The following is a 22,066-nucleotide window of genomic DNA, read 5'->3' on the forward strand; positions in this document are numbered from 1 at the left end:
TACCGGAAGAGACGAGTGCGATGAGTACCGACAAGTGGTTCGTCATGGGCGTCGATCTGGGATCGACGACCGCGAAGGCTGCCGTCGTCGATCAGGACGGTGCGTTGTGCGGGACGGATGTCGTGCAGATGGGCGCTGTGAGCCGCGAAGCTGTCACCCGTGCGATCGAGGGTGCCGCCGTCGCGGCAGGAGTGCCACGCGAGGCCATTCGATGGACAGTGAGCACCGGGTACGGCCGCCGATTGGTTCCGGGCGCCGACCGCACCTTCACCGAGATCACCTGCCATGCGCGCGGCGCGGCAGCACTGCGTCCGGGGGTCCGGCTCGTCATCGACATCGGCGGCCAGGACAGCAAGGCGATCATCGTCGACGACGACGGATTGGTGGAACGTTTCGCCATGAACGACCGTTGCGCGAGCGGAACGGGTCGATTCTTCGATGTGCTGGCCCGCGCGCTCGAGATCGACATCGATGCGGTGGGGGATCTTGCGCTCGCCGGTGCCGACGGCCTCGAGGTCAGCAGTATGTGTGCCACATTCGCCGAAACCGAGGTGATTTCCCTGCTCGCACAGGGGCAGGACAAGGCCGACATCGCCGCGTCCGTGCACCGTGCGGTTGCGGCGCGCACCCTGGGGCTGGTCGGTCAAGTCGGCAGGGCCACACCGGCGGTGATGACCGGCGGTGTGGCCAAGAACCCGGCTGCGATCCGGTGTGTATCGCAGGCGTTGAGACATCCGATCGAGGTGCTCGACCAGCCGCAGATCGCCGGTGCCTACGGCGCGGGGCTGCTTGCACGCGACGAGTATCGCGGCGCCCGAACAGCCCTGCCCGCTCGCGATGCCGCGACGGAGACGAACATGGCATCGCGAAGTCCGGGCGGTGGTCAGCACTGTGCGAGCTGCGACGGTGTCCTGGACGGTGATCATGCGCATGCCGGCCGACCGGTGATGCTCGATCTGCGGAGGAACGATTGATGATGAGAGAACCGAGTGAGTTCCGGGTGCCGGTACCGGCCGAGTCGACGATCTACATCGTCGGGGGGACGAGTGGTGTCGGGCTCGAGGTGGCGCGTCGGTTCGTGCGTGCGGGCGTCCAGCGGATCGGTCTGGTGGGGCGCAACGTCGAACGTGGCGAGAAAGCGGCACAGCACATTCGGACCCTCGCACCCGGCGTGTGGTGTCTGTTCGCTGCGGCCGACGTGAATGTTCCGGGGGAGGCCGTGCGGGTTGTGACGGAACTTGCGGATTCGCTGGGTGCTGCCGACATCCTCGTCAACAGCACGACGGGTTCGTTCAACCCGCGACTGTTCCACGAGATGGACCCCGAGGACATTCCGGGGGTGCTGTTGAGCCAGGCTCTCGGTCCGATCAACATGTGCCGAGCCGTCCTGCCCGCGATGCGACAGCAGCGCGGCGGGGTGATTGTGAACATTGCCTCCGATGCGGCGAAGCACCCGACGCCGGGCGAGAGTGTGATCGGTGCGGCCATGGCAGCGATCGTCATGTTCTCCAAAACCCTTGCAATGGAAGCCAAGAGGGACGGCATCCGAGTCAATGCCGTGACGCCGTCGCTCATCCGCGACACCGGTGGCTTCGATCGCGTCATGTCCGAGCCGTTCAGTGCGAAGCTGTTCGAGAAGGCGAGTCGGCTGGCGTCGTTGGGGGTGGCGGAGCCGGGCGATGTTGCCGACCTCGTGCTGTTCCTCTGTAGTGCGCAGGCGCGGCGGATCACCGGGCAGGTGGTCAGCCCGAACGGGGGGATTTCCGCGGGATAGTGGTTGCCGCGAGAAGCCGGCCGAGGTGGGAACCTCGGCCGGCTTCAGGTGCTTCGGGGATGGACCCGGAGGTGTCGTCTTCCAAAATGTTTGACAGATCTGTAGCGGAAGGCAACTGACGCGTACTATATTTTGTGTGACCGCGATTACAATTCGGGGTGCCCGGTCCAGGGCCCTGGTCGGTCCCTGCAGTCTTCCTTTCTTCCATCTCGCGCAGCCGAAAGCAGGAGCACACCATGTCGCTACAGATGTCCTATTGGCCGGCGGCCACGAGCACGGGCATTCGAGACATCACGTTCAGTGATCTTCTTCGGGAGGGGGCCGCGACCGTTCCCGACCGCGTCGCGCTCGTCGACGGCGTTGCCGACCCGGCGGACCGGAGAGAATGGACCTACCGCCAGTTGCTCGCCGACACCGAATCGACGGCCCACGCGTTGCTCACACGCTTCTCCCCCGGGGATCGGATCGCGGTGTGGGCGCCCAACAGTGCCGACTGGGTGATCCTGCACCAGGCCATCGCGATGGCGGGCATGGTGCTGGTCGGCATCAATCCGGCGTATCGCGCACACGAACTCGAATACATCCTGCGGCAGTCCGAGGCAGCCGGTCTCTTCTTCCGCGAGTCCTATCGCGGTGCGGATCTGTCCGCGATTCTGGACGAGGTCCGGCCGACTCTGCCCGGACTGCACACAGTGGTGTCCGGCAGCGAGTGGGCCGAGTTCGTGCGTACGGGTGATCCGAACGCGCAGTTCCCGGCCGTCGCGCCGACGGACGCGGTGCAACTGCAGTACACCTCGGGCACCACCGGATTCCCGAAAGGCGCACTGCTGCACCACAAAGGTCTTGTCAACGAGGCCGCGTTCGTGTTCGAACGGGCCGGCCGGACAGACCCGCTGGTGTGTGTCAATGCCATGCCGATGTACCACATCGGGGGCGGTGGCGTCACCGAGCTCGGTACGTTCGCCGTCCATGGAACCTACGTGATCCTGCCGGCCTTCGAGCCGGCCGCGATGCTCGAGATGATCGAGACCTGCCGGGGCACCCACTCGTTGATGGTGCCTACGATGCTCATCGCTTTGCTCGACCACCCGGACCGGCACACGCGTGACCTGTCGAGCATCCACACCGTCATGTCCGGCGCGGCGGCAGTACCCGAGGCGCTCGTCGAACGGGTGACCCAGGAACTCGACTGCAACTTCACGATCCTGTTTGGCCAAAGCGAGATGCACGGAGTGATCAGCCAGACGCGGATCACGGACGATGTCGTCGACCAGGCGACCACGGTGGGACAGCCGCTGCCGGAACTCGAGGTCAAGATCGTCGATCCGTTCTCCGACGAGGTCGTTCCCGTCGGTGAGCAGGGCGAGGTGTGCTGTCGCGGCTACCAGGTGATGCTCGGGTACTCGGACATGCCCGACGAAACTGCCGCCACCATCGATGCGGACGGATGGCTGCGCATGGGCGATCTGGGTGTGATGGACCGCCGTGGGTTCCTCCAGATCACCGGTCGTCTCAAGGAGATGATCATCCGGGGCGGCCTCAACATCTATCCCCGCGAGATCGAGGAACTGCTCTACCGGCATCCCGCCGTCGCCGAGGTGGCGATCATCGGTGTGCCGGACGAGAAATGGGGTGAACAGATCGGCGCCGTCGTACGGGTGAAGGACCCCGACTCGCCCCCCAGCGCGGCGGAGCTGAAGTCCTGGCTCCGCGAAAGGCTCGCCGCACACAAGACGCCCGCCCTGTGGTACTTCACCCGGTCCCTTCCCATGACCCCGTCGGGCAAGATCCAGAAGTTCCGTGTGCAGGAACAGATCGCCGCCGGGACGCTGACCGCGGCACCGATGGCCGAGGGCGACGCGGCCGAGCAGTCCTCGGCCGATCTGGTGTCGTGACGACGTCCGCCGCGGCCGAGAACCGACCCGTGACCGGCGGAAGGACCACACCTTGACACAGTTGCTGAACTCCGATGTGCGCGGGATCCGTGACGCGGTGCGGGCCTACGCGGCGAAACGCCCGGCACCCGGTATCTCGAGTGCACGGAATCCGCCACGTTCCCATGGGATCTGCATCGCGAGATCGCCGGCCTGGGACTCAACGGTCTGCTCGCGGGGAAGGGGTACAACCCTCTCGAGCGGGAGGACTTTGTTGCGGCCGGCGTCGCCGTCGAGGAACTCGCCTACGCGGACTTCAACGTCGCCAACATCACGATCCCCGTCATGCTGATGAGCACGTTGATCCGGCACCACGCATCCGAGACGATCGCCGAGGCGTGGCTGCCGCGCCTGATTGCGGGTGAAACGTACGTCGCGTTCGGCTCGACGGAACCCGAGACCGGATCCGACGCCGCCAACATCAAGACCGTCGCGCGAGCTACCGCAGATGGGTACGCCATTTCCGGCGAGAAGACGTCGGTGACCATGCTCGCCGACGCGGAAGCGATCATCCTCGCCGCACGGACCATCCGGGACGGCAAGGATGCCGGCGTGTCGACGTTCCTGGTGCTGCTCGATGCGCGTGGCATTGCCACGTCGACGGTTGCGGATACGGGATGGGGCATCCTCGGTCGCGGGGTCCTGCATCTGGACGGAGCCGAGGTGCCACCGGAGAACCTGATCGGCCTCGAAGGCCGTGCGTTCTCCCGCGTGCTGAACGGGTTCGACTTCACTCGGCCGCTGCTCGCACTGACCGGACTCGGCGCGGCCCGGGCGTCCCTCGACGAGACAGCCGAGTACGTGCGCCGGCGCACGGCGTTCGGTGCTCCGCCGGCGAAGTTCGAGGGCGTGTCGTTTCCCATGGCCGAACACCTCACCAAGGTCGAGGCGGCGCGGATGATCTGCTACGCGGCGCTCGAGAAACGCTCCCTCGGTCTGCCCCACACCATCGAGGCGGCGATGGCGAAGTGGTACGGCCCGCTCGTCGCGAGCGCAGCGGTCAAGGAATGTCTCCTCCTGCACGGCAACTACGGTTACTCGCAGGAACTTCCGTTCGAGCAACGCCTGCGTGATGTGATGTCCGTCGAGATCGCCGACGGTACGGCACAGATCCAGAAGATCATCATCATGCGGGAGAAGTATGGGACCGACTTCGTTCCCTACGAGAGGCGCGGCAGCGACGCGGCCTCGTCGTGGCAGAGAGGAGCGGCCCGCCCCGCGCCCGCGACACAGTGAGTTCGTCGAGTGTCCATCACCTACCGACAGGCGAAGGGGGACCCGAATGGCCGGGCCTGCCGATCTCATGGTGCGGATGCGAGCTCGAGTCTGAACGTGATTCCGCCCTGGGCTACCCCTGCACCCTCAGATAGGCGCAGGGGTAGTCACGGGCTCGGCGTGTTACGCCAAGGAGGGGCGGTAGGCGTACGACGACGACCGCGACAGGGCGAATTCGAAAATGCCGTATCCGGTCTGTCCGTTCCAGCCGAACGTGCAGCATCGGTCCGTCAGGGCGGAGTCGAGAGTCGTCGGTCCCACCGTCCCGTCGAGGGGATAGACGTCGAACTCTTCGAAGTCGCGACCGCGAACCTTTCCGTGGTGTCCGCCGTAACCGCCACCGGCCATGTATCCACCGCCGGCCGAGGCGTCGGCGTCGAGGCGGTAGGTCGCGCCGGCGGCGGTCACGATCTCCACGGTGCCGCTGGTCAGGTCGTTGCCTGCCGTGAACGCCAGGTTGTGCCGGACGCCGGTGATGTCGTCGAGTCGGCCGTCGTCGTGCATGACGGCGCCCTCCAGCAGGATCCGTCCGCCGTTTCGGCCCTCGACGAGGAGGAATCCGAACGTGCGGTCCGGGAACTGGGCCTGGTACCAGATGTGCAGGCCCTGGCCTCCGGACATGGTGCGTACTCCGCGGGAGCGGTCCCGCAGTCCGTACCATCCGGCGACATCGGTGGTGGTGCCGTCCAACGTGAGCGTGCCTTCGTAGCGGCCGGGCTGGAAGAGGTGGTCGAACGAGGTGACGTTTCCGTCGGTGTTCGCCACATCCACCGACCCGAGCCAGTAGGGCGCCCGGGCGTGCCAGAGGAGGTCGAGTTCGAGTCCGGTTTTGTTCTCGTCGAGCTGGATTCGCCACGCCGTGTTGTCCGCGACGGTCTCCCAGCGCAGGGGTCCGACGGACGCGGCGTCGGTGGTGTTGTGCTCTGTGGAGAAGCGGAGGTTGCGTTGCTCGGACCCGGTGGTCAGCACCACGAAGCCGTCTACGACGTTGCGCGGCGGATAGACTCCGGCACCGAGGATCACCGACGGTGCGGTGCTGCCGTCCGGATGAAGATTGAACATGAACCGGTCGAAGAATTTCTCCGGCATGTCCGGGGTGGCCCGGGTTACCAAGGCGTCGTGGAATCCGTCGGTCATTCGTGCTCCTTCTGGTCGACGGGTTATCAGTTGGAAACCGGTGATGTCATTGTCTCCTGGGCCTCATCAGCAGCGTCGACCTGCTTGTGGTCGAGGGTGAAGCGGTAGGAGCCCATCATCAGCAGGCAGGCGATGCCGATGCCGACCAGCACGATGATCGGTATCGCGCCGGCACGGTAGGAGCCCGTGGCGCCGTAGATCTGTCCGAGCAGGAAGATGCCGAATGCCGCGCCCTGGGCGTAGAGGAAGTAGATGAATCCCAGCACGCGGCCGTACGAGTGCTTGGGGAAGTATCGGCTCACCATGTAGGCGGCGAGGTCGCCCTCGGATCCCAAACCCAGGCCGATCAGCAGGGAACCCACGAAGAGCAGGCCGATCTCCGACGAGGTGATCATGAGGAAGACTCCGACTGCGCACAAAGCGAAGATGATCGAGCCGATGACTGGAGCGTAGAACCGGTCGAGCAGATAGCCGACGAGTAGACGAGCGGAGATCGACGCCAGGCTGAGTACGGACAGGATGGAAACGGCAGTCCCCTGGCTGATGCCCTTGTCGGTGGTCATCGGCACGACCTGCGACATCAGACCGAAGGTGGCCGAGGACACCACGAAGATCGCGACGGAGAGCAGCCAGAACTGTCGATATTTCCGCGCCACGGTGAGGAGGGACTCCCCGGCCATCCGGCCCTGCAGACGTGCGGCCGTGCGCTCGGCATCGTGTTCGGCGGGCATCCGGGTGACGAATGCGTAGACCGACGCCGGGATTACGGTGCACACGGCGCCGATGACGAGGAAGGCGACGCGCCAGCCGCCCATACCCAACACCCAGTTCGCGAGATAGGGCATCAGTACCCCGCAGGCGCCGAGACCGGCCATGAGGACGCCCAGCGCCATGCCACGGCGATCCTGGAACCACGCGCTGACCACGGTGGAGTGCGCCACCGGGTTCACGGCGCCCGCGCCGGCACCGATCACGATGCAGAGGGCAAAGAAGAGCATTTCGTTGTTCGGAAGTGCGGACATCAGCATGAGGCCGATTCCGAACGCCAAGGCCATCGGTACCGAAGGCATCTTCGGACCGTAGCGGTCGATGAGGAAGCCGAGGATGACGATGCTGACTCCGACCATCACCGTCTCGAGGGACAAGCCGTTGGCGATGACACTGCGGTCCCATCCGAACTCCTCGGTCATGGGCTTGCCGAGGACGTTGAACAGAACGTTGACCGTGCTGGTGCCGAACAACAGGGTGACAAAGCCGGTGATGACGTACCACCAGCGGTTCAAGTGCCGCGAGGGCGCCTGCAACCCAGTCGTGCCGACTGCGCTCATGGAAGCTCCTGTGATTGATATCGGTGGTCGGGGCGGCGATGCTGCGCACGAATCCACGAGGCGTGGTCTCCGTCACACGATGAGAGCATACGGACAGTCCAATGTAAAGGACAGTCCAAAGTGTTCGGATGAGCGGGCGGGGCGACAGCGTGCTGCACGTGCGGCGCAGCGTGATCCCGTGAGCGATGGGTCATACCATTGGACTGTAGGTCCCCGTCTGGGTACCATCGATCGGTGATTTCAATCACAAAGAGGTGGGAGTGCCGTGGACAACGAGGTCGGGATGCGAGACGAAGGTGAGTCGGATGACTTCACGCATCTCGTAGAGCGAGCCGCCGAGTGCCTCGGTACGGCCGGCAAACTGCTGGGCGACCGAACCTGCGACATGCGCTCTTCCGCGCTGTCGGTGTCGCTGGCCATGGCACGGCGTCGACTCGCCAGGGCGCTGACCGAGGGACGGGTGACCGGAACGGACATCGAGGACGCGTGTCGAGTTCTCGTCCGCATCGAACACCTCGAGGAGCAGTTCGCCAAGGCCGAGGCGATTCGTCCTGTCGCCGAAGTGGTCGAGGTGCACGACGCGGCACTCCAACTTCGGGAGCTTCCGCCGCGCGAGATCATCGAGTCGGCTCCAGAGATCGTCTGCACCGCGTTGCCGTTCGCACGCTCGTTGATTTCCGCGGTATCGGGCACTCGGTGGCAGCCGCGCCGCCTCTATCTGCGGCCCGAACTCGACGGCTCCCCCCTCGACTTCTCCGACTACGTAGACTCCGCCGAACTCTCGTTGGTGGAGGCACCTCTGGAAACCGAGCTGGTACGTCGACGGGTTCCGGCGCTGGTTGCGGCCCCGGCCGATGACAACCGCACACACAGGGAGATGGTCAGTGCGTCCCGGACGTCGGCGTACGTCGCTGCGCCGGTCATGTCCGGGGGAAAGGTCATCGGGCTGCTCCATGCCGATCGTCCTGGCTCGACCGAGGCGCTCGACCCGGGGGATCGAGACCGATTGGACACGTTCGCAACCATCCTGGCGATCATTTACGAACAGGCCGTTCTGAAGCATCGGCTACAACTACAGCGTGCACGGATCGAGAAGTCGTTCGACGCAACTCAGGCCATGCTCGATCGGATCTCGAAGGCCGACGCGATTCTCTCCCGCCGTGCCGACGGTCCGGCGGACGGTGCCGTTGGCAAGCCCGACGACCACCATGTGGTCGAACTGGCCTCGGTACTTACCCCCCGCGAACGCGAGATCCTCTCCCATCTCGCCACCGGAGCAACGAACAGCCAGATCGCCCGAGCACTGGTCATTTCCGAGGGCACCGTGAAATCGCACGTGAAAGCGGTACTCAAGAAGCTGCACGCACCTACGCGCGCTGCCGCGGCTGCTCTCTACTCGAGCCAGGCTCGACGACCGCGATGAAGGAGAAATCTCAGGGGCAAAGAGCCGCCCGGGCGGCCGTCGACCGCGAATTGTCACACGCCGTGATCGCCCTCCTCGACCATCTCCGGAACACCTACGGCGTCGGTCCGCGTCCCTGCACGACTCGGTCGGATTCACTCGACACTCGAATGACACTGCTGGACGAAGCCACCGAATCTGCGTTCGCCGCGCTTGCCGACCTCGACCCGGAGCGGCAACGGGCACTCGGTCGCCTCATCGTCGACCTCCAGGACTTGCGCCGGCGAATCCGCACGGAGCATTCCGGACCGGTACATGCGTTCTCGCCCCACGACTTCGCCGGCGCGATCCGTCGTCTTCGCGGAGCCGAGTCGGTCGCCGGTCTCCGCAAACTCATCTGCCGAGAAGTGGCGCACACCGCCCACCTCGACCGAATACTGTTGTCCGAGGTACACAAAGGAACGTGGACAGCGCTCGAACTCTACAGCGCGTCAAGGACGGAGGAGGTACTCCAGTTGCCGCACGCCCTACCCCTCACCTCCGAATCGGCCGAGGGCAGGGCCTGGGAGACACGGTCGGCGGTACTCGCCGGCTCGGGCACCGACGTCGGACCGACGCAGGAGGCTGCGCAGATGCTCGCCTCGAGCTCGTACGTGGTGGCTCCGATCGCCGTGTCGACCGGTGTGATCGGGCTCGTGCACGGAAGCCGCACCACCGGTGAAGCGTTGGACGCGGTGGTACGCGATGTGGTCGGCGAATTCGCGCGAAGTTCCGGAACGCTGTTCGAACGGCTGATGCTCGCCGATCGCCTCAGCGAACAGAAGAACCTGATAATCCAACGATTGCAGCAGGAAGCCAGGGAAGCCGAGCTTCTCGAGCATGCCGATGTGCATTTCGTCGACGAGAACTCCACTCGGTGGGCCGTCGCGCCGGCGGGGGGCTCGAACGAAGACCTGGATATCCCGGCGCTCGGCTCTCTGACTGCTCGTGAACGTGAGGTCTTCGCATTGGTTGTCCGGGGTGCGTCCAACGCCGACATCGCCGAGGAGTTGGTGATCAGCATCTTCACGGTGAAGACACACGTCAAGAAGATTCTCCGAAAACTGGGCGCGATGAATCGGTCCGAAGCCATCTACCGCTACCTCGAGATGACAGGCTCGCGGTAGGCAGCTCGAATCCTTTCGCTGACGGACAGATACGCGGTGGCCGGCGATCTCGAAGTGCACAACTCCTTCGTGGCCTGCCGTCCGAGGCCGGCTCCCGATGAGCCGCCCCGGGCGGCGGTAGCCGATCAGGCGTCGGTAACCGATTCGGCTGCCTGCTTGCGGAGGAGGAACTTCTGGATCTTTCCGGTCGCGGTGGTAGGGAGTTGATCCACAACCACAAGCTTTTCCGGAATCTTCTGCATCATGGCCTTGCGTTCGTTCCGGAGGAAGTCGGCCACCTCCTCCAAAGTCGGCGCGGAGTCGTTGACGACGATGAAGGCGCACACCTTCTCGCCGAGGCGGGCGTCGGGCATCGACACCGCAGCTGCCGCGACGATCCGCGGATGCGCCAAGAGGTGCTCCTCCACCTCCCGTGCCGAAATGTTCATGCCTCCACGGATAATGAGGTCCTTGATTCGTCCCGTGACCCGGAGATAGCCGTCCGCATCGACGCGGCCGAGATCACCGGACGCGAGGAACCCACGGCCGTCGACCGACGCGGCCGTGCGCTCGGAATCACGCCAGTATCCGAGGAAGATGCCCGGTCCTCCGTAGAAGATCTGACCTTCCTCGCCTGCCGGCAGGACGGTCCCCTCTTCGTCGCGGACCTCGAGATCGACGCCGTCGAAGGCCCGCCCGTCGGAGGAGAGCACCTTCTCGACGGGATCGTCGATGCGCACGGCTGTCACCAGGAGTCCCTCACTGCTGCCGTACACCGGAAGGAGGGTGCAATCGGGGAGCGCCGCCTTCCAATTCCGCAGTAGGGTTTCCGGGATCGGGGCCCCGGCGCTCACCCAGAGTCGCATCGAGCTCAGGTCGTGAACTGCGCCGGCCTCGATCGCCCCGAGCCCCATCTGGAGGAACGGCGTCGCGGCCATGCTGACGGTCGTCCTGTACTCCGCGATACGTCGAAGTCCCTCGTTGGGCTCCCACACGTCGAGAAGGTGAATTCCGCTTCCGAGGATCAACGGTGTCGCCACGCCCACGGCGAGCCCGGTCGCATGCGTCACCGGGGAAGGCATGAAGACCACATCGTCGGAATTCAGGCCCATCACCTCACGACCGAGACCGTAAACGGTGAAGGACAGGGTGTTGAACGTGTGCTGGCAACCTTTCGGACGTGATTCCGTCCCGGAGGTGTAGATGATCGCGTGGGCGGCATCGGCCGACGGTGGCGATCCGAGCTCGTCGTTACCGGGCACATGGTTGCCGGCGATCAGCGAATCGAACGAGAGCTCTCCGACGCCTACCGCCCCGCGTACGACGACGACGTGCTCGAGGCCGGGCACTTCCCGACGGACGTCGGTCAACATGTCGGCATAGCGGAACTTGCGAAACTCCTCGGTGACGAAGGAGATCTTGGCACCGGAGTGCTCGAGGACGTAGCGCACCTCGTCATGTCGGTAAACCGGCATCGTCGGCACCAGAACGGCGCCGATCCGGGCCACGGCCACATAGATGACGACGAATTCGTTCCAGTTCGGCAGCTGCACCTGCACCCGGTCGCCAGCGGAGATTCCGAGTCTTCTCAGAGACGCCGCCAGTCGGTACGCCTGTGCGCGAAGTTCGCTGCGGGTGAGCGCTGCATAGCCGTCGGTGACGGCGACGAAACCCGGGTCGACCTCCGCCCAGCGGTCGACGTGTTCGGTCAGGCTCTCGTCACGCCAGTAGCCGTTCGAGCGGAACGCGTGCAGAGTGCTCGCGCTGTAGCGGTCCTCGGGAAGGATTGCCCGTCTGTGCTCCACGACGTCCATGTGCGGATCCTTGCTTTCAGGTGCCCCTCCGCAGGGCGGAAGCGGGCCGAAGTTGTCAGTCGAACCATGATGTCGACCGGGAATGGGGAAGAGAACGATTCGGACGCGATCTCAGCCTCGAGGGGGAAGAAGTTGCCCCGATGGGATGAGAGGCCGGGAGTGGCGCAAACGCGCCCTACCCCCAGCGGCGTGGTTGATGGTGAAACAGGGTCGAGTCTTCGCTTCGGAGGTAATTTTCAGGCCGCGGATATCCCCCCGTTGACGCTGATCGCCTGTCCGGTGAGCCGCCGTGCGGCGGGGGAGGCGAGGAAGACCGCGAGTGCTGCCAGGTCCTCGGATTCGGGGACGCCGAGGTGGGCCTGCTGGGCGGCCTTGGCGAACAGTTTGGCGCTGAATCCGTCGGAGGTGATCCGCTCGGTCGAGCCGGTTCCGGCGACCAGTGACGGGGTCAGGACGTTGACTCGGATCCCGTTGCGCTTGGCTTCGATAGCCAGGGTTCGGGTGAACATGACGATCGCCGCCTTGGCTGCTCCGATGACCGCTTCGCCGGGCGTGGCGGTCTTCGCGGCATCCGAGGCGACGTTGATGATCACCCCGGACTTCCTTGCCGACATGTGCGGAACGATTTCGCTCGCAAGGTACATGCACGGCAGTGCGAGTTGGTTGAAGATGCGTGCGATGTCGTCGGTGGGGATGTTCGCGAAGAGTTCCGGCCGGGTGTCGGCGGCTGTCGTGGAGACCAGGATGTCGACGCCGTCCAGGACCCGTTCGGCCTCGGACGCGATGTGCGCGGCGCCGTCGACGGTGGTCGCATCGGCGGACAGGAAGGTCACGTCGCACGACGAGTTGGCGGACGAGATACGTTCTCGGGCAGCAGCTCCACGTTCCGATCCGCGACCGACGATCATGATCCGCGGTACCCCGGACTGGGCGAGGCCCACGGCGGTCGCCAGGCCGATTCCGGCTGTGCCTCCCACGACCAGGGCGCTGCTGTCCTTCAGTTCCTTCGGTGCTGCAATGTCAGGCGTGCTCATTCGTGTATTCCGTTCGGGAGTGGTGGGTCAGAGAGATACCGTGCCGCGGGCGAAGATGTCCTTGGCGATGACGCGCTTCTGGATCTCGGCCGTGCCGTCGGCGACGAGGTAGGCGGTGACGTCGCGGTATCTCTGCTGCAGAGGTGATTCGGTCGAGTAACCGAGGTTTCCGTGGACCCGCATGGCGAACTCGATCGCGTTCTTGGCCACGACGGGCGGCCACCACTTGCTCATCGACGCGAGGGCGGTGTGCGGTTGAGCGGTTTCCCGCAGCCACAGCGCCCGATAGCAGATCCAGCGGGCACCCTCGAGGTAGGTGGCGTGTTCTGCGAATTGGAATGCGAGGCCTTGGTGTTCGGAGAGAGGATGCCCGAAGGTTTCCCGATGCCGGGCGTAGTCGGCGGCCTCCTCGAGGCTCTGCTTCGCGGCTCCGAGACACATCAGCCCGAGGGCGGCACGGCTGAAGTCGAAATGCTCCATGACCGAGTGGAAGCCTTTGCCGAGTTCGCCGACGAGATGCGATTCGGGGACGAAGACGTCGGACAGGTGGATGCTTCCCCAGCCCAGCGGGAGGCAACCCATGCCCGGCATGTGGCTGACGGTGACTCCGTCCGCGTCGAGCGGGACGACGAAGCAGCTGACGCCCCGCGCCCGCTCCGATCCGGGCTCGCGGGCATAGACGAGTGCCGCGGTGGCGTTCATCGCCCACGAGATCGCGGTCTTCTCACCGGTCAGGCGCCACCCGCCCGCCACGGCGGTGGCGGTGGTGCGAAGGGCGCTCGCGTCGGATCCGGACCCCGGCTCGGTCAAGGCTATGGCGACGGTCTGTTCGCCGCGAATCAGTGGTGGAAGGTAACGCTCCTGGACCTCGTCCCGGCACAGCGCCAGCTGGGAGGCGACCAGACCGATCTGTACGGGAGCCGATGCCATGTTCACGTCGCCGTATGCGAGAGTCTCGGTGGCGATTCCGAGCAGAATCGGATCTTCGGTGCCGGTCCCGCCGTACTGCTCGGGTAGCCCGATGCCCAGTAGGCCGATGTCGCCGAGTCTCTTCAGGATGTCGAAGGGAAAGTCCGTCGATGCTGCTCGGTCGCGGTAGCCGGGGAGGAGAACGCGGTCGCTGAACGCTGTCAGCGTCTTTCGGAACTCCTCGTGCTCGTCGGTGAATGCGAAGGAAACCATCGGAGAGTGCTCCTGTGCGTGATTCGATCGGGGGTGATCACGGCGAGGGAAGCGTTGACGCGCAATGTGAAGGCGGGTGGACCTGTTCCCTGCCGGGAAAGAACTCTAGATTTGAATAGTAGGTCGATAGAGTTGTTCTGGCAAGGGGTGTGGGGCGGGAGCCGGAGAAGCGCGGCACACGACTGCTACTGCCGCGAAAGGTTCAGTCGCTCAGTGGCCGGTCTCGATGTCGCCGACGGCGCGGCGGACGAGCTGCAGGTGTGCGATCAGGGATTCCAGTGTCTCGGTGTCGACCGAGGCGAGACCGAACCGGGCGCCGGCGAGTCGATCGTTCGCTTCCTCGACCACGTCCATGCCGGCTGGGGTGAGAGTGGCGAGAACGGTCCGGCGATCCGTCGCATGAGCGTGGCGTTCGACGAGGCCGGCCTTTTCGAGTTGGTCGACGGCCATCGATACCGTGGTGGGATGGACCATGAGGTACTTGCTCAGCTTTCCGAGCGGGCGGGTTCGGTCCTCGGAGAGTTGCAGCGACGTCAGAATGAGGTAGGCGTTGCGTGACAATCGGAGCGAGCGCAGTTCCTGATCCATGGCGCGGACGATCCACTGGTGCGTACGCAGTAGGGCCATCGTAGTGGCGAATTCCAGTTCGCCCGAATCCCGCCGTTCCGTCCACTCGGCGCGCATCCAGTCGATCACGTCGCGGCTGTCGTCGGCAGGGGCCGGCCGTTCACTCGCCACTGCGCGTCCTCTCGTCGTCGCCGAATCGCGTCTCGGACCGACAGCCGGTCGTATCGGGATTCGATGATAGCGACATGGGCATGGACTGCCGGCGTGCGAACGGCTCTCAGCTGTTCGAGAGAACGATCTTCCCGAACCCGCTTCCCTGTTCGAGGTGCTTGTGTGCGGCGGCCGCTTCGGCGAGAGGGAACACCGCGCTGATGGGCAGTGGGGGAACGGTTTCGGCGTCCAGCAGACGTAACAGGCCCCTGAAGTCGTGCGGGCTGCCCATCGTGGTCCCGATCAGTTCGTACTGCCCGAAGTAGAACGGGCGGACGTCGAGGGTGGCGCGTTCGCTGCGTGATGCCCCCAGCACGACCAATCGACCACCCGGCCGCAATGCTGCGACGGACTGTTCCCACGTCCCGACGGAATCCAGGACGAGATCGAAGCCCCGGCCGCGGGGTGAGAGTCGGCGCGCGGCGTCCGGCCATGCCGGGTCGGTGTACAACACGCCGTTCGTCGCACCGAGCTCTTGCGCCTGCGCGATCTTGGAGGTGGACGAGGAGGTGACGGTGACGCGCGCACCCACGGCGGCCGCGAGCATCACGGCCATGGTCGCGACGCCGCCACCGGCGCCGAGAACCAGGATGTTTTCGCCGGCGCGGAGTCGGCCGCGTGTGAACAGGGCGCGGTACGTGGTGAGTCCGACCAGGGGCAGTGCAGCGGCCTGCTCCCAGGTGAGGTTGCGGGGCTTGGGAGCGACGCAGTCCTTCGGGACTCGGACCAACTCGGCGTAGGTGCCGCGCTGGTGATCCCCGAGGATCTCCCACTGCGCCCCTGGGGCCGCTTCACGATCGCCCCACCACAGCGACGGGAGCACGAGGACGTCCTCGCCGGTGTCCGTGCGGATACCCGCGCCGTCCGCGCCGAGAATGTGGGGCAGGGGTGACGAGTATTTGCCCTGTCGCACCAGGACGTCGTGCCAATTGAGTGCGGCGGCCTTCAGTCGGACGGTGACCCACCCCGGGCCGGTTGTCGGATCGGGGACCGACTGCCACCTCAAGACATCGGGTCCCCCGAACTCCTGCATCACCACGGCGTCCATAAAGATCCTTTCGGTCGTACCATTTGCACGATACTGCACACCCCTGCGTTGTGGCGACGGGCAGGCCGCGCTCCTCACCGGCGCCGATCCGAGGGACGAGCCGGTGGGCGCCGTCGGGATCGGTTCGTTCCGGCCTCACCCCCGCTGGCTACGAGGATCTCCACAGCGGTCGTCGGTGTCGCTTGCGGTCGATCTCGGTCAGGCCGCCCCAGATGCCGTACTGCTCGAAGTGGGCCAGTGCATGCTGTCGACATCGGAGAAGCACGGGGCATGGCTGACACACGCGCTTCGCCTCGGTTTCGCGCAGCGCTCGTTCGTGACCGGATTCGTTCTCCGGTCCGAAGAACAGCGAGGGGTCCGCATCCCGGCAGCGGCCGTCCCGCTGCCAGTCCGCGACGGCGACGACGACCGAGGCTGTCATGAGCACTCCCTGGGGCTGTTGCGGGTCGGAAGGGGTGTCCTCCGCCGGTCAGTGGACCGCACTGCAGGTGATGGTGGCGGTGGTGCACGTCTTTCCGGCTGTGGTGCGACTGGAGACCTCGACGATCCCGAGGCTGCGACCCCGGTGCGCAACCTTCGGCGCGAAGGTGACGGGTTCGTCCGACGGACACGGGCGCAGATACGAGATGTGGATCGAGGTGGTGCGGAACTCCGCGTCGGTGGGTAGCGCGGCCGAACCCGTGATCTCGGAGGCGCACAGGAGCACACCGCCGTGGATGTTGCCCATCGGATTCGCGAGCGTCGGAGACGGGCCGAACTCGATCCCATTGGCCCCCCGCGCGTGCTCTGCCCCCAGCAGGTCGATGATCGAGTGGGCACGGAGTCGAGAGTCCAGGTCGTCGGGGGAGACCACGGGTGCGCCCGGTGGGTCGGTGAGCGGCACGGTCTGAAGGCGGGTGGACCCGCACGCAATCAGACGGCCGTGCGCGTCGACGACCCGACCACCGGCCAGCCCCGTCTGCGCCCCTCGACCGAGAACCCAGCTCTCGGCGCGGAGAACCGATCCGTCGACCGGTGGGTCCGCTACGAAGTCGAGATGGATTTCGGTGCTCACGGCCCAGAATCCTTCGGGGGTCATTCCATTGACGAGATGTCCCATCACGTCGTCCATCGCGACACCGAGAGTTCCTCGGCACGGTCGTCCGAGTTCGTCGGCAAGCCATGGCCCCGTGACCATTTCGGTGTACCCGTTGGTGTCGTCCCCGGTCACGTCGGCGACTCGAAACAGTCTTTCGGCGCCGGTGGAAAAGAATCGGAGCGCGGTGGGGTTGTCGGTGGTCATGGCTCTCCTGACGGACGTGCGGTGTCGCCGAGTGCGGGAACGCGCCCGAGGGCCTGACCGCCGGAGAGTGGTCTCCGGCGGTCAGGCCCGTCGGGGTGGGAAGCTCAGACGCCGCGTTGAGCCTTGGCGGTCTCGCTTGCGGCCTTACTGCGTTCGCGTGCGGCGGCCCAGTCCGCGTCGGTCATGGAGGTCAGACCGGCGAAAGTGCCGGGGCCGGCGAGCATCTGGCCGCCGTCCATGGCGATGGTCTGGCCGGTGAGGTAGTCGCAGGCGTCGGACAGCAGGAAGATCGTCAGGTTGGCAAGTTCCTCGATGGTGCCCATCCGCCCCATCGGGACCTGGTCGGCCTGAGTGGCGCCGACCGCGCTCTTGTCGGTGGGGTTGAGCATCTCCCAGGCATAGTCGGTGGGGATCGGACCCGGGGCCATAGCGTTGAGGCGGATTCCGTAACGCGCCCATTCGACCGCGAGGGACATCGTCATCGAATGCACGGCCGCCTTGGCCATCGCGGAGGGGACGACGAACGCCGAGCCGCTCCACACCCAGGTGGTCAGCGTGGACAGGACCACGCCTTTGGTGCCGCCCTCGATCCAGCGGCGACCGGCGGCGTGGGTGGTGTTGAACGACCCGTTCATCACGGTGGAGGTGACGGCCTCGAAGGCTCGCGGGCTGAGTGATTCGGTGGGGGCGATGAAGTTGGCGGCGGCGTTGTTGATCACGCCGGTGAGCGGGCCGTGCAGGGTCCAGATCTCGTCCATCGCCGACGACACCAGGTCGGCGTTGCGGACGTCGACGGTCTGCCAGTGGACCGAGCCGGGTCGCGAGACGGACGCCTCGGTGGCGGCTTCTTCGAGGACGGCGGGCCGGCGACCCCAGAGGTGGACGTCGGCGCCGTGGTCGACCAGGTGGCGGGCGACGCCGCGACCGAGGCCGGTTCCGCCGCCGGTGATGAGGATTCGCTTGCCGGCGAGAGCCTCGGACGTGAACGGGGAGGTGGTCATGCCAGGGGTCCTATCGGTCGGGGAATCGGGAATCACAGTCCCAGGCTCTTGCTGATGATTTCGCGCTGGATCTCGTTGGTGCCGCCGTAGATCGTCGGTGCGAGGGATCGACGCACCTGCTCCTCCATCCCGTATTCGCGGGTGTAGCCGTAGCCGCCCATCATCTGCATGGCTTCGAGGGTGGTCTTCTTCGCGATCTCGGTGCACTTGAGCTTGGCCATCGAGCCCTCACGGTTGAGATTGTCCTCCTCACCGGCGTCGATGCGTTCGGCGACCTCGTAGACGAAGGACTTCGCGAAGGCGATCTCGGTGGCGAGGTCGGCGATGCGGTGACGGATCGCCTGGAAACTGCCGACCTTGCGACCGAACTGCTCGCGTTCGGTGACGAACGCGATGACGTCGTCGAGCGCGCGTTCGGCCGCACCGAGCGACATCGTGGCGATGATGAGCCGCTCGACGCTCAGGCCGCGCATGAGGTGGCGCCACGCCTGGTTCGGAGTGCCGACCACTGCGGTGACCGGGACGGCCACGTCGGTGAAGTAGAGGTCGTTGCAGGTGCGGGCCTCCATGGTGGCAATACCGTGGATCTCGAGGCCCGGAGTATCGGTGGGCACCATGAACAGGGTCAGACCCTCGTGCTTGGAACCGGAGGAGTCGGTGCGGGCGAGCAGCAGGACGTGCTCGGCGACGTGGGCTGCGGAGATCCACGTCTTCTGGCCGTTGATCACGTAATGGTCGTCGACGAGTTCGGCCTTGATGCGGACGCCGCCGAGGTCGGATCCCGCCCCGGGCTCGCTCAGGGCGATCGCCTCGAGCTTGCCCGCGGCCATATTCGAGACGATCGTGCGCTTCTGCTCCTCGGTCCCGTAGCGCAGGTACGTCTGGGCGGCGGTCAGGCCGGTCGAGTAACCGGTGATGGGGGCGAGGCCGCGAGAGGTCTCCTCAAGGAAGATGCACTCCTCGATCATCCCGGCGCCGCCACCGCCGAATTCCTCGGGCAACGACACCGCGAGCCAGCCGAGCCCCGCAAACTTGTCGAGGATGACCTGGCTGTTGGCCACGGTGCCGTCCGCGGTGAGAGCATCGCGTTGTTGAAGAGTTTTGCACTCGGCGTCGCAGAACTCGCGGACCGCGAGTGCAAACTCCTGTTGTTCTCGGCTGAAGCGCATGTCGACAACTGCTCTCTGTGAAGGACCGGGGAGGACGACAGAATCGGGAAGGTAGGTCACCGGGCGGCGGGACGGTGGTGTCCCGCCGCCCGGGAGCTGGGGGCGGTCAGGCGCCGCGGAACTTCGAGAAGTCGGGCTTGCGCTTCTCGTTGAACGCGCTGATGCCCTCGAGTGCCTCGGCGGACTCACCGAACAGCTTGAGCGTGGAGTAGGCCATGTTGCCCTGGGCGATGAAGTGCTCGGTGTCGGCGTTGAGCGACTGCTTGAGCACCTTGAGCGAGGTGGGGGAGAGCTGCAGGATCTCGTCGGCCCACGCCCGGACCTCGGCGCGGAGCTGGTCGGCGGGCACGACCTTGTTGACCAGACCCCATTCCAGGGCCTGCTGGGCGCTGTAGCGGCGGCACATGAACCAGATCTCCCGCGCCCGCTTCTCGCCGATGGCGCGGGCCAGGTAACCGGTGCCCAGGCCGGCGTCGAAGGATCCGACCCGCGGGCCGTTCTGTCCGAAGATGGCGTGCTCGGCGGCAATGGACATGTCGCACAGCAGGTGCAGCACGTGTCCGCCGCCCACGGCGACACCGTTGACGGCGGCGATGACGGGCTTCGGGGTGTCCCGGATGACACGGTGCAGGGCCTCGACCTCGAACAGGCCGCTGTCGGACGGGCCGTAGTCACCGGTCTCCATGCGCTGCTTCTGGTCGCCGCCCGAGCAGAAGGCCTTCTCGCCGGCGCCGGTGAGTGCGACGGCGCCGACCTCCGAGCTGCCCCAAGCCGCCTTGAAGGCCTTGACGAGCTCGTCGACCGTGCGGGCGCGGAAGGCGTTGTAGCGATCCGGCCGGTTGATCGTGATCCAGGCGAGCCCGTTGTCGACCTCGTACGTCACGTCCGTGAATGCGGTGAAATCAGTCATCGACCTGCTGGTCCCTTCCTGCTCTGGTGGCTCGCCGTCGCCGCGAGAACAGGTCGCGGGGACGGGGTCGTCGGGTTTGGTCCGACCGTATGACAAATGTATCCGCGTTAACGATCGTTTTCAAGGGGTGGGTTGCGAGCTGCGGCCCGAGGCCGAGGGGGGGAACCGCGCAGTATGCCCACGGCTGAACCGGGGCGGAGGACGATCCCGGTCGAATCCTCGCGGGAGTTACCTGCAGGAATCGACATTCGCGACCGGTTCGAGGTGCGTCGCGGGGGACCGACCGACCGTAGGGTTCGCTCGTCGCTGTGCTCCCGACCGGGCGCGTTCCGCCATGCCCTCATCCACGGAGAATGAACTTCATGGAATTCGACGTCACGACACTGCACGCCCGCTACGCGGATCAGCGTTGGAATCGGATGGCCGTGAGCGACCTGCTCGACCGGCGGGTCTGGCCGCCGGCGAACGCGTTCTGCTCTACTACGCGAACTCCGTCGAGGCTGTGGTGACGATGTTCGGTATCGCCAAGGCCGGTCTCGTCGTGGTGCCGGTCATCGACCGGCTCGATTCCGCCGCGACCTGATCCCCATCACTCCGCACAGCGGCGCCGGCCAGCCGACCTCCTCGGTGGCCGCGAGTTCCCGATCGACTGCCTCCGCGACGTCCGGGGCGAACGGAACGACGCGCCGGGTGGTGAGGTCGACATGGGGTGCGACGACCTCGAGTGTGTTCGCCAGCGCCTCGGCCGTGTCGTCGACGAGCAGGGCTATGCCGTGGATGATCTTGTCGGAGCGTTCGACGACCCGGAAGTAGGCCGAGATTCGGTGGCCGACGTGCACTTCCGCGTAGTACTTCAGGTGATGCTCCGCGGTGAAGAAGCCCTGCCTGCGTGTGGCCCGGTAGTCGTCGGTGAGACCGATCCTGCGGAACGCGGTGTCGATCGCTTCGGCACCCAGATCCAGGTAGTGCCGGATGTTCATGTGACCGTTGGCGTCCTCGAAGTCCGGCGGGACGACGAACGGGCCGTACTCGCGAGGAAGACGAACGACCTGGTCGTAGGTGGGCAGGGTGACGGTGGCGGTCATCGGTCTCCTGACGGGTGCATCCTGACGGCGGTCGGTTGCCGGCGCGTCCATGCCTTCGAGGCGCGACCGTCGGCATGCGCCGTCCCTGTCGCTCGGCCCGCGTCGCACGGCCGGAAGCGTTCCCGCAGTATAACGATCGTTCACACATCGTGCTAAACTCGGCGAGTGGACAGGAGCCGGAAGATTCTTGACATCGCCGCAGAACTGTTCTACGAAAAGGGATTCCACGGAACGAGCGTTGACGAGCTGGGTGCTCGTGCGGGACTCACCGGGCCGGCGATCTACCGGCACTTCTCCGGCAAGGACGAAATCCTGGCCACCCTGTTCGACGAGGCGATGGACGAGCTGATCCGCGCCGCGGAGCCCATGGACGAGGACGCCGACAGCGACTTCGAGCGTCTGGTCCGCCATCATGTCGAGTTCGCGATCCGGCACCGACACCTGGTCAATGTGACCCAGCGTGAAGACCGGTCACTCGTGGACCCCTGGCGCCGCAAGGTCAATCGCCGGCGCAAGCTCTATGTCGGCTGTTGGGAAACCGCGGTGGCCCGGTGTCTCCCCCGGGCGACACCGGCGGAGGTCGCCGTGGCGACCCAGACCTGCCTGGGCACGATCTTCTCGATCGCCTACTGGCCGACCAAGGTCAGCCGCACCCCCGGGCTGGCCGACCTGATCGTCCGTCTCACGAACGAGGGGCTCGACGCCTTCCGTGGCTGACCACCGTCGCTGCCCGACTCCCTGGGGCCGATGCTCGTCGGCGATCGGCGCG

21 protein-coding genes are annotated in these 22,066 nt (G+C 65.8%); 8 read left to right on the top strand and 13 right to left on the bottom strand.

Going from position 1 to position 22,066, the window contains the following annotated elements; all coding sequences use genetic code 11:
• Nucleotides 1-20 precede the first annotated feature (20 nt).
• From RR3_RS22525 to RR3_RS25045, 4 genes are all read left to right on the top strand, one after another.
• On the top strand, nucleotides 21-974 hold the full coding sequence (locus RR3_RS22525) for an acyl-CoA dehydratase activase (protein ID WP_010593364.1): 954 nt from the start codon (nucleotides 21-23) through the stop codon (nucleotides 972-974).
• Entirely contained in the window at nucleotides 974-1,774 is an 801-nt protein-coding gene (locus tag RR3_RS22530; RefSeq protein WP_010593363.1) for an SDR family NAD(P)-dependent oxidoreductase, read from the top strand. The genes RR3_RS22525 and RR3_RS22530 overlap by 1 nt, the downstream gene beginning before the upstream one ends.
• 236 nt (nucleotides 1,775-2,010) lie before the next feature.
• On the top strand, nucleotides 2,011-3,669 hold the full coding sequence (locus tag RR3_RS22535; RefSeq protein WP_010593362.1) for an AMP-binding protein: 1,659 nt from the start codon (nucleotides 2,011-2,013) through the stop codon (nucleotides 3,667-3,669).
• Between the two features lie 192 nt (nucleotides 3,670-3,861).
• The gene (locus RR3_RS25045) at nucleotides 3,862-4,944 is read left to right on the top strand and encodes an acyl-CoA dehydrogenase family protein (RefSeq protein WP_234420216.1); all 1,083 of its coding nucleotides are present in this window, start codon (nucleotides 3,862-3,864) and stop codon (nucleotides 4,942-4,944) included.
• A gap of 162 nt (nucleotides 4,945-5,106) precedes the next feature.
• On the opposite strand, the gene RR3_RS22545 is transcribed toward RR3_RS25045, so the two are convergent.
• Both RR3_RS22545 and RR3_RS22550 read right to left on the bottom strand, forming a co-directional pair.
• Nucleotides 5,107-6,120, bottom strand: a complete 1,014-nt coding sequence (locus tag RR3_RS22545; RefSeq protein ID WP_010593360.1) for an Rv3169 family protein — start codon at nucleotides 6,118-6,120, stop codon at nucleotides 5,107-5,109.
• Between the two features lie 26 nt (nucleotides 6,121-6,146).
• The gene (locus RR3_RS22550) at nucleotides 6,147-7,448 is read right to left on the bottom strand and encodes an MFS transporter (RefSeq protein WP_010593359.1); all 1,302 of its coding nucleotides are present in this window, start codon (nucleotides 7,446-7,448) and stop codon (nucleotides 6,147-6,149) included.
• Between the two features lie 265 nt (nucleotides 7,449-7,713).
• Between RR3_RS22550 and RR3_RS22555 the strand changes: the two genes are divergently transcribed.
• Nucleotides 7,714-8,871 carry a LuxR C-terminal-related transcriptional regulator gene (locus RR3_RS22555; RefSeq protein WP_010593358.1) on the top strand — a complete coding sequence of 386 codons (1,158 nt, stop codon included), beginning with the start codon at nucleotides 7,714-7,716 and terminating at the stop codon, nucleotides 8,869-8,871.
• 149 nt (nucleotides 8,872-9,020) lie between these two features.
• Nucleotides 9,021-10,016: a helix-turn-helix transcriptional regulator gene (locus RR3_RS22560; RefSeq protein ID WP_234420111.1), complete on the top strand. Its 996-nt coding sequence runs from the start codon at nucleotides 9,021-9,023 to the stop codon at nucleotides 10,014-10,016.
• A 125-nt stretch (nucleotides 10,017-10,141) separates the two neighbouring features.
• On the opposite strand, the gene RR3_RS22565 is transcribed toward RR3_RS22560, so the two are convergent.
• The 10 genes from RR3_RS22565 to RR3_RS22610 form a co-directional block, all read right to left on the bottom strand.
• Nucleotides 10,142-11,809 (bottom strand): AMP-binding protein, encoded by a 1,668-nt coding sequence (locus RR3_RS22565; RefSeq protein WP_064065743.1) that lies wholly within the window; start codon nucleotides 11,807-11,809, stop codon nucleotides 10,142-10,144.
• Between the two features lie 236 nt (nucleotides 11,810-12,045).
• Nucleotides 12,046-12,843 carry an SDR family NAD(P)-dependent oxidoreductase gene (locus RR3_RS22570; protein ID WP_010593355.1) on the bottom strand — a complete coding sequence of 266 codons (798 nt, stop codon included), beginning with the start codon at nucleotides 12,841-12,843 and terminating at the stop codon, nucleotides 12,046-12,048.
• A gap of 27 nt (nucleotides 12,844-12,870) precedes the next feature.
• Nucleotides 12,871-14,025 (bottom strand): acyl-CoA dehydrogenase family protein, encoded by a 1,155-nt coding sequence (locus RR3_RS22575; RefSeq protein ID WP_064065744.1) that lies wholly within the window; start codon nucleotides 14,023-14,025, stop codon nucleotides 12,871-12,873.
• Nucleotides 14,026-14,235: 210 nt separating this feature from the next.
• A complete protein-coding gene (locus tag RR3_RS22580; protein WP_010593353.1) occupies nucleotides 14,236-14,763 on the bottom strand; it encodes a MarR family winged helix-turn-helix transcriptional regulator in 528 nt (175 codons plus the stop codon).
• Between the two features lie 106 nt (nucleotides 14,764-14,869).
• A complete protein-coding gene (locus tag RR3_RS22585; RefSeq protein ID WP_010593352.1) occupies nucleotides 14,870-15,850 on the bottom strand; it encodes a quinone oxidoreductase family protein in 981 nt (326 codons plus the stop codon).
• A gap of 148 nt (nucleotides 15,851-15,998) precedes the next feature.
• The gene (locus tag RR3_RS22590; RefSeq protein ID WP_010593351.1) at nucleotides 15,999-16,271 is read right to left on the bottom strand and encodes a WhiB family transcriptional regulator; all 273 of its coding nucleotides are present in this window, start codon (nucleotides 16,269-16,271) and stop codon (nucleotides 15,999-16,001) included.
• A gap of 48 nt (nucleotides 16,272-16,319) precedes the next feature.
• Nucleotides 16,320-17,132 (bottom strand): PaaI family thioesterase, encoded by an 813-nt coding sequence (locus tag RR3_RS22595; protein ID WP_010593350.1) that lies wholly within the window; start codon nucleotides 17,130-17,132, stop codon nucleotides 16,320-16,322.
• Between the two features lie 104 nt (nucleotides 17,133-17,236).
• Entirely contained in the window at nucleotides 17,237-18,133 is an 897-nt protein-coding gene (locus RR3_RS22600; RefSeq protein WP_010593349.1) for an SDR family oxidoreductase, read from the bottom strand.
• A gap of 32 nt (nucleotides 18,134-18,165) precedes the next feature.
• On the bottom strand, nucleotides 18,166-19,302 hold the full coding sequence (locus RR3_RS22605) for an acyl-CoA dehydrogenase family protein (protein WP_010593348.1): 1,137 nt from the start codon (nucleotides 19,300-19,302) through the stop codon (nucleotides 18,166-18,168).
• Between the two features lie 106 nt (nucleotides 19,303-19,408).
• On the bottom strand, nucleotides 19,409-20,212 hold the full coding sequence (locus tag RR3_RS22610) for an enoyl-CoA hydratase-related protein (RefSeq protein ID WP_010593347.1): 804 nt from the start codon (nucleotides 20,210-20,212) through the stop codon (nucleotides 19,409-19,411).
• A 409-nt stretch (nucleotides 20,213-20,621) separates the two neighbouring features.
• On the opposite strand from RR3_RS22610, the gene RR3_RS24740 reads away from it, so the two are divergent.
• Nucleotides 20,622-20,795, top strand: a complete 174-nt coding sequence (locus RR3_RS24740) for an AMP-binding protein (protein ID WP_159105356.1) — start codon at nucleotides 20,622-20,624, stop codon at nucleotides 20,793-20,795.
• Here the strand turns inward: RR3_RS24740 and RR3_RS22620 are convergent.
• Entirely contained in the window at nucleotides 20,764-21,297 is a 534-nt protein-coding gene (locus RR3_RS22620; protein ID WP_010593346.1) for a thioesterase family protein, read from the bottom strand. The two genes, RR3_RS24740 and RR3_RS22620, sit on opposite strands and share 32 nt — an antisense overlap.
• Nucleotides 21,298-21,462: 165 nt before the next feature.
• On the opposite strand from RR3_RS22620, the gene RR3_RS22625 reads away from it, so the two are divergent.
• Entirely contained in the window at nucleotides 21,463-22,014 is a 552-nt protein-coding gene (locus RR3_RS22625; protein WP_010593345.1) for a TetR/AcrR family transcriptional regulator, read from the top strand.
• The last annotated feature ends 52 nt before the right edge of the window (nucleotides 22,015-22,066 follow it).

This window comes from Rhodococcus ruber NBRC 15591 (assembly GCF_001894945.1).
Lineage (GTDB): Bacteria > Actinomycetota > Actinomycetes > Mycobacteriales > Mycobacteriaceae > Rhodococcus > Rhodococcus ruber.

Excerpts from the sequence above, each read along its gene's own strand:
- RR3_RS22525 (WP_010593364.1), top strand. The coding sequence starts at position 21 with ATGAGTACCGACAAGTGGTTCGTCATGGGCGTCGATCTGGGATCGACG.
- RR3_RS22530 (WP_010593363.1), top strand. The coding sequence starts at position 974 with ATGATGAGAGAACCGAGTGAGTTCCGGGTGCCGGTACCGGCCGAGTCG.
- RR3_RS22535 (WP_010593362.1), top strand. The coding sequence starts at position 2,011 with ATGTCGCTACAGATGTCCTATTGGCCGGCGGCCACGAGCACGGGCATT.
- RR3_RS22545 (WP_010593360.1), bottom strand. The coding sequence starts at position 6,120 with ATGACCGACGGATTCCACGACGCCTTGGTAACCCGGGCCACCCCGGAC.
- RR3_RS22550 (WP_010593359.1), bottom strand. The coding sequence starts at position 7,448 with ATGAGCGCAGTCGGCACGACTGGGTTGCAGGCGCCCTCGCGGCACTTG.
- RR3_RS22560 (WP_234420111.1), top strand. The coding sequence starts at position 9,021 with ATGACACTGCTGGACGAAGCCACCGAATCTGCGTTCGCCGCGCTTGCC.
- RR3_RS22565 (WP_064065743.1), bottom strand. The coding sequence starts at position 11,809 with ATGGACGTCGTGGAGCACAGACGGGCAATCCTTCCCGAGGACCGCTAC.
- RR3_RS22570 (WP_010593355.1), bottom strand. The coding sequence starts at position 12,843 with ATGAGCACGCCTGACATTGCAGCACCGAAGGAACTGAAGGACAGCAGC.
- RR3_RS22575 (WP_064065744.1), bottom strand. The coding sequence starts at position 14,025 with ATGGTTTCCTTCGCATTCACCGACGAGCACGAGGAGTTCCGAAAGACG.
- RR3_RS22585 (WP_010593352.1), bottom strand. The coding sequence starts at position 15,850 with ATGGACGCCGTGGTGATGCAGGAGTTCGGGGGACCCGATGTCTTGAGG.
- RR3_RS22590 (WP_010593351.1), bottom strand. The coding sequence starts at position 16,271 with ATGACAGCCTCGGTCGTCGTCGCCGTCGCGGACTGGCAGCGGGACGGC.
- RR3_RS22595 (WP_010593350.1), bottom strand. The coding sequence starts at position 17,132 with ATGACCACCGACAACCCCACCGCGCTCCGATTCTTTTCCACCGGCGCC.
- RR3_RS22600 (WP_010593349.1), bottom strand. The coding sequence starts at position 18,133 with ATGACCACCTCCCCGTTCACGTCCGAGGCTCTCGCCGGCAAGCGAATC.
- RR3_RS22605 (WP_010593348.1), bottom strand. The coding sequence starts at position 19,302 with ATGCGCTTCAGCCGAGAACAACAGGAGTTTGCACTCGCGGTCCGCGAG.
- RR3_RS22610 (WP_010593347.1), bottom strand. The coding sequence starts at position 20,212 with ATGACTGATTTCACCGCATTCACGGACGTGACGTACGAGGTCGACAAC.
- RR3_RS22620 (WP_010593346.1), bottom strand. The coding sequence starts at position 21,297 with ATGACCGCCACCGTCACCCTGCCCACCTACGACCAGGTCGTTCGTCTT.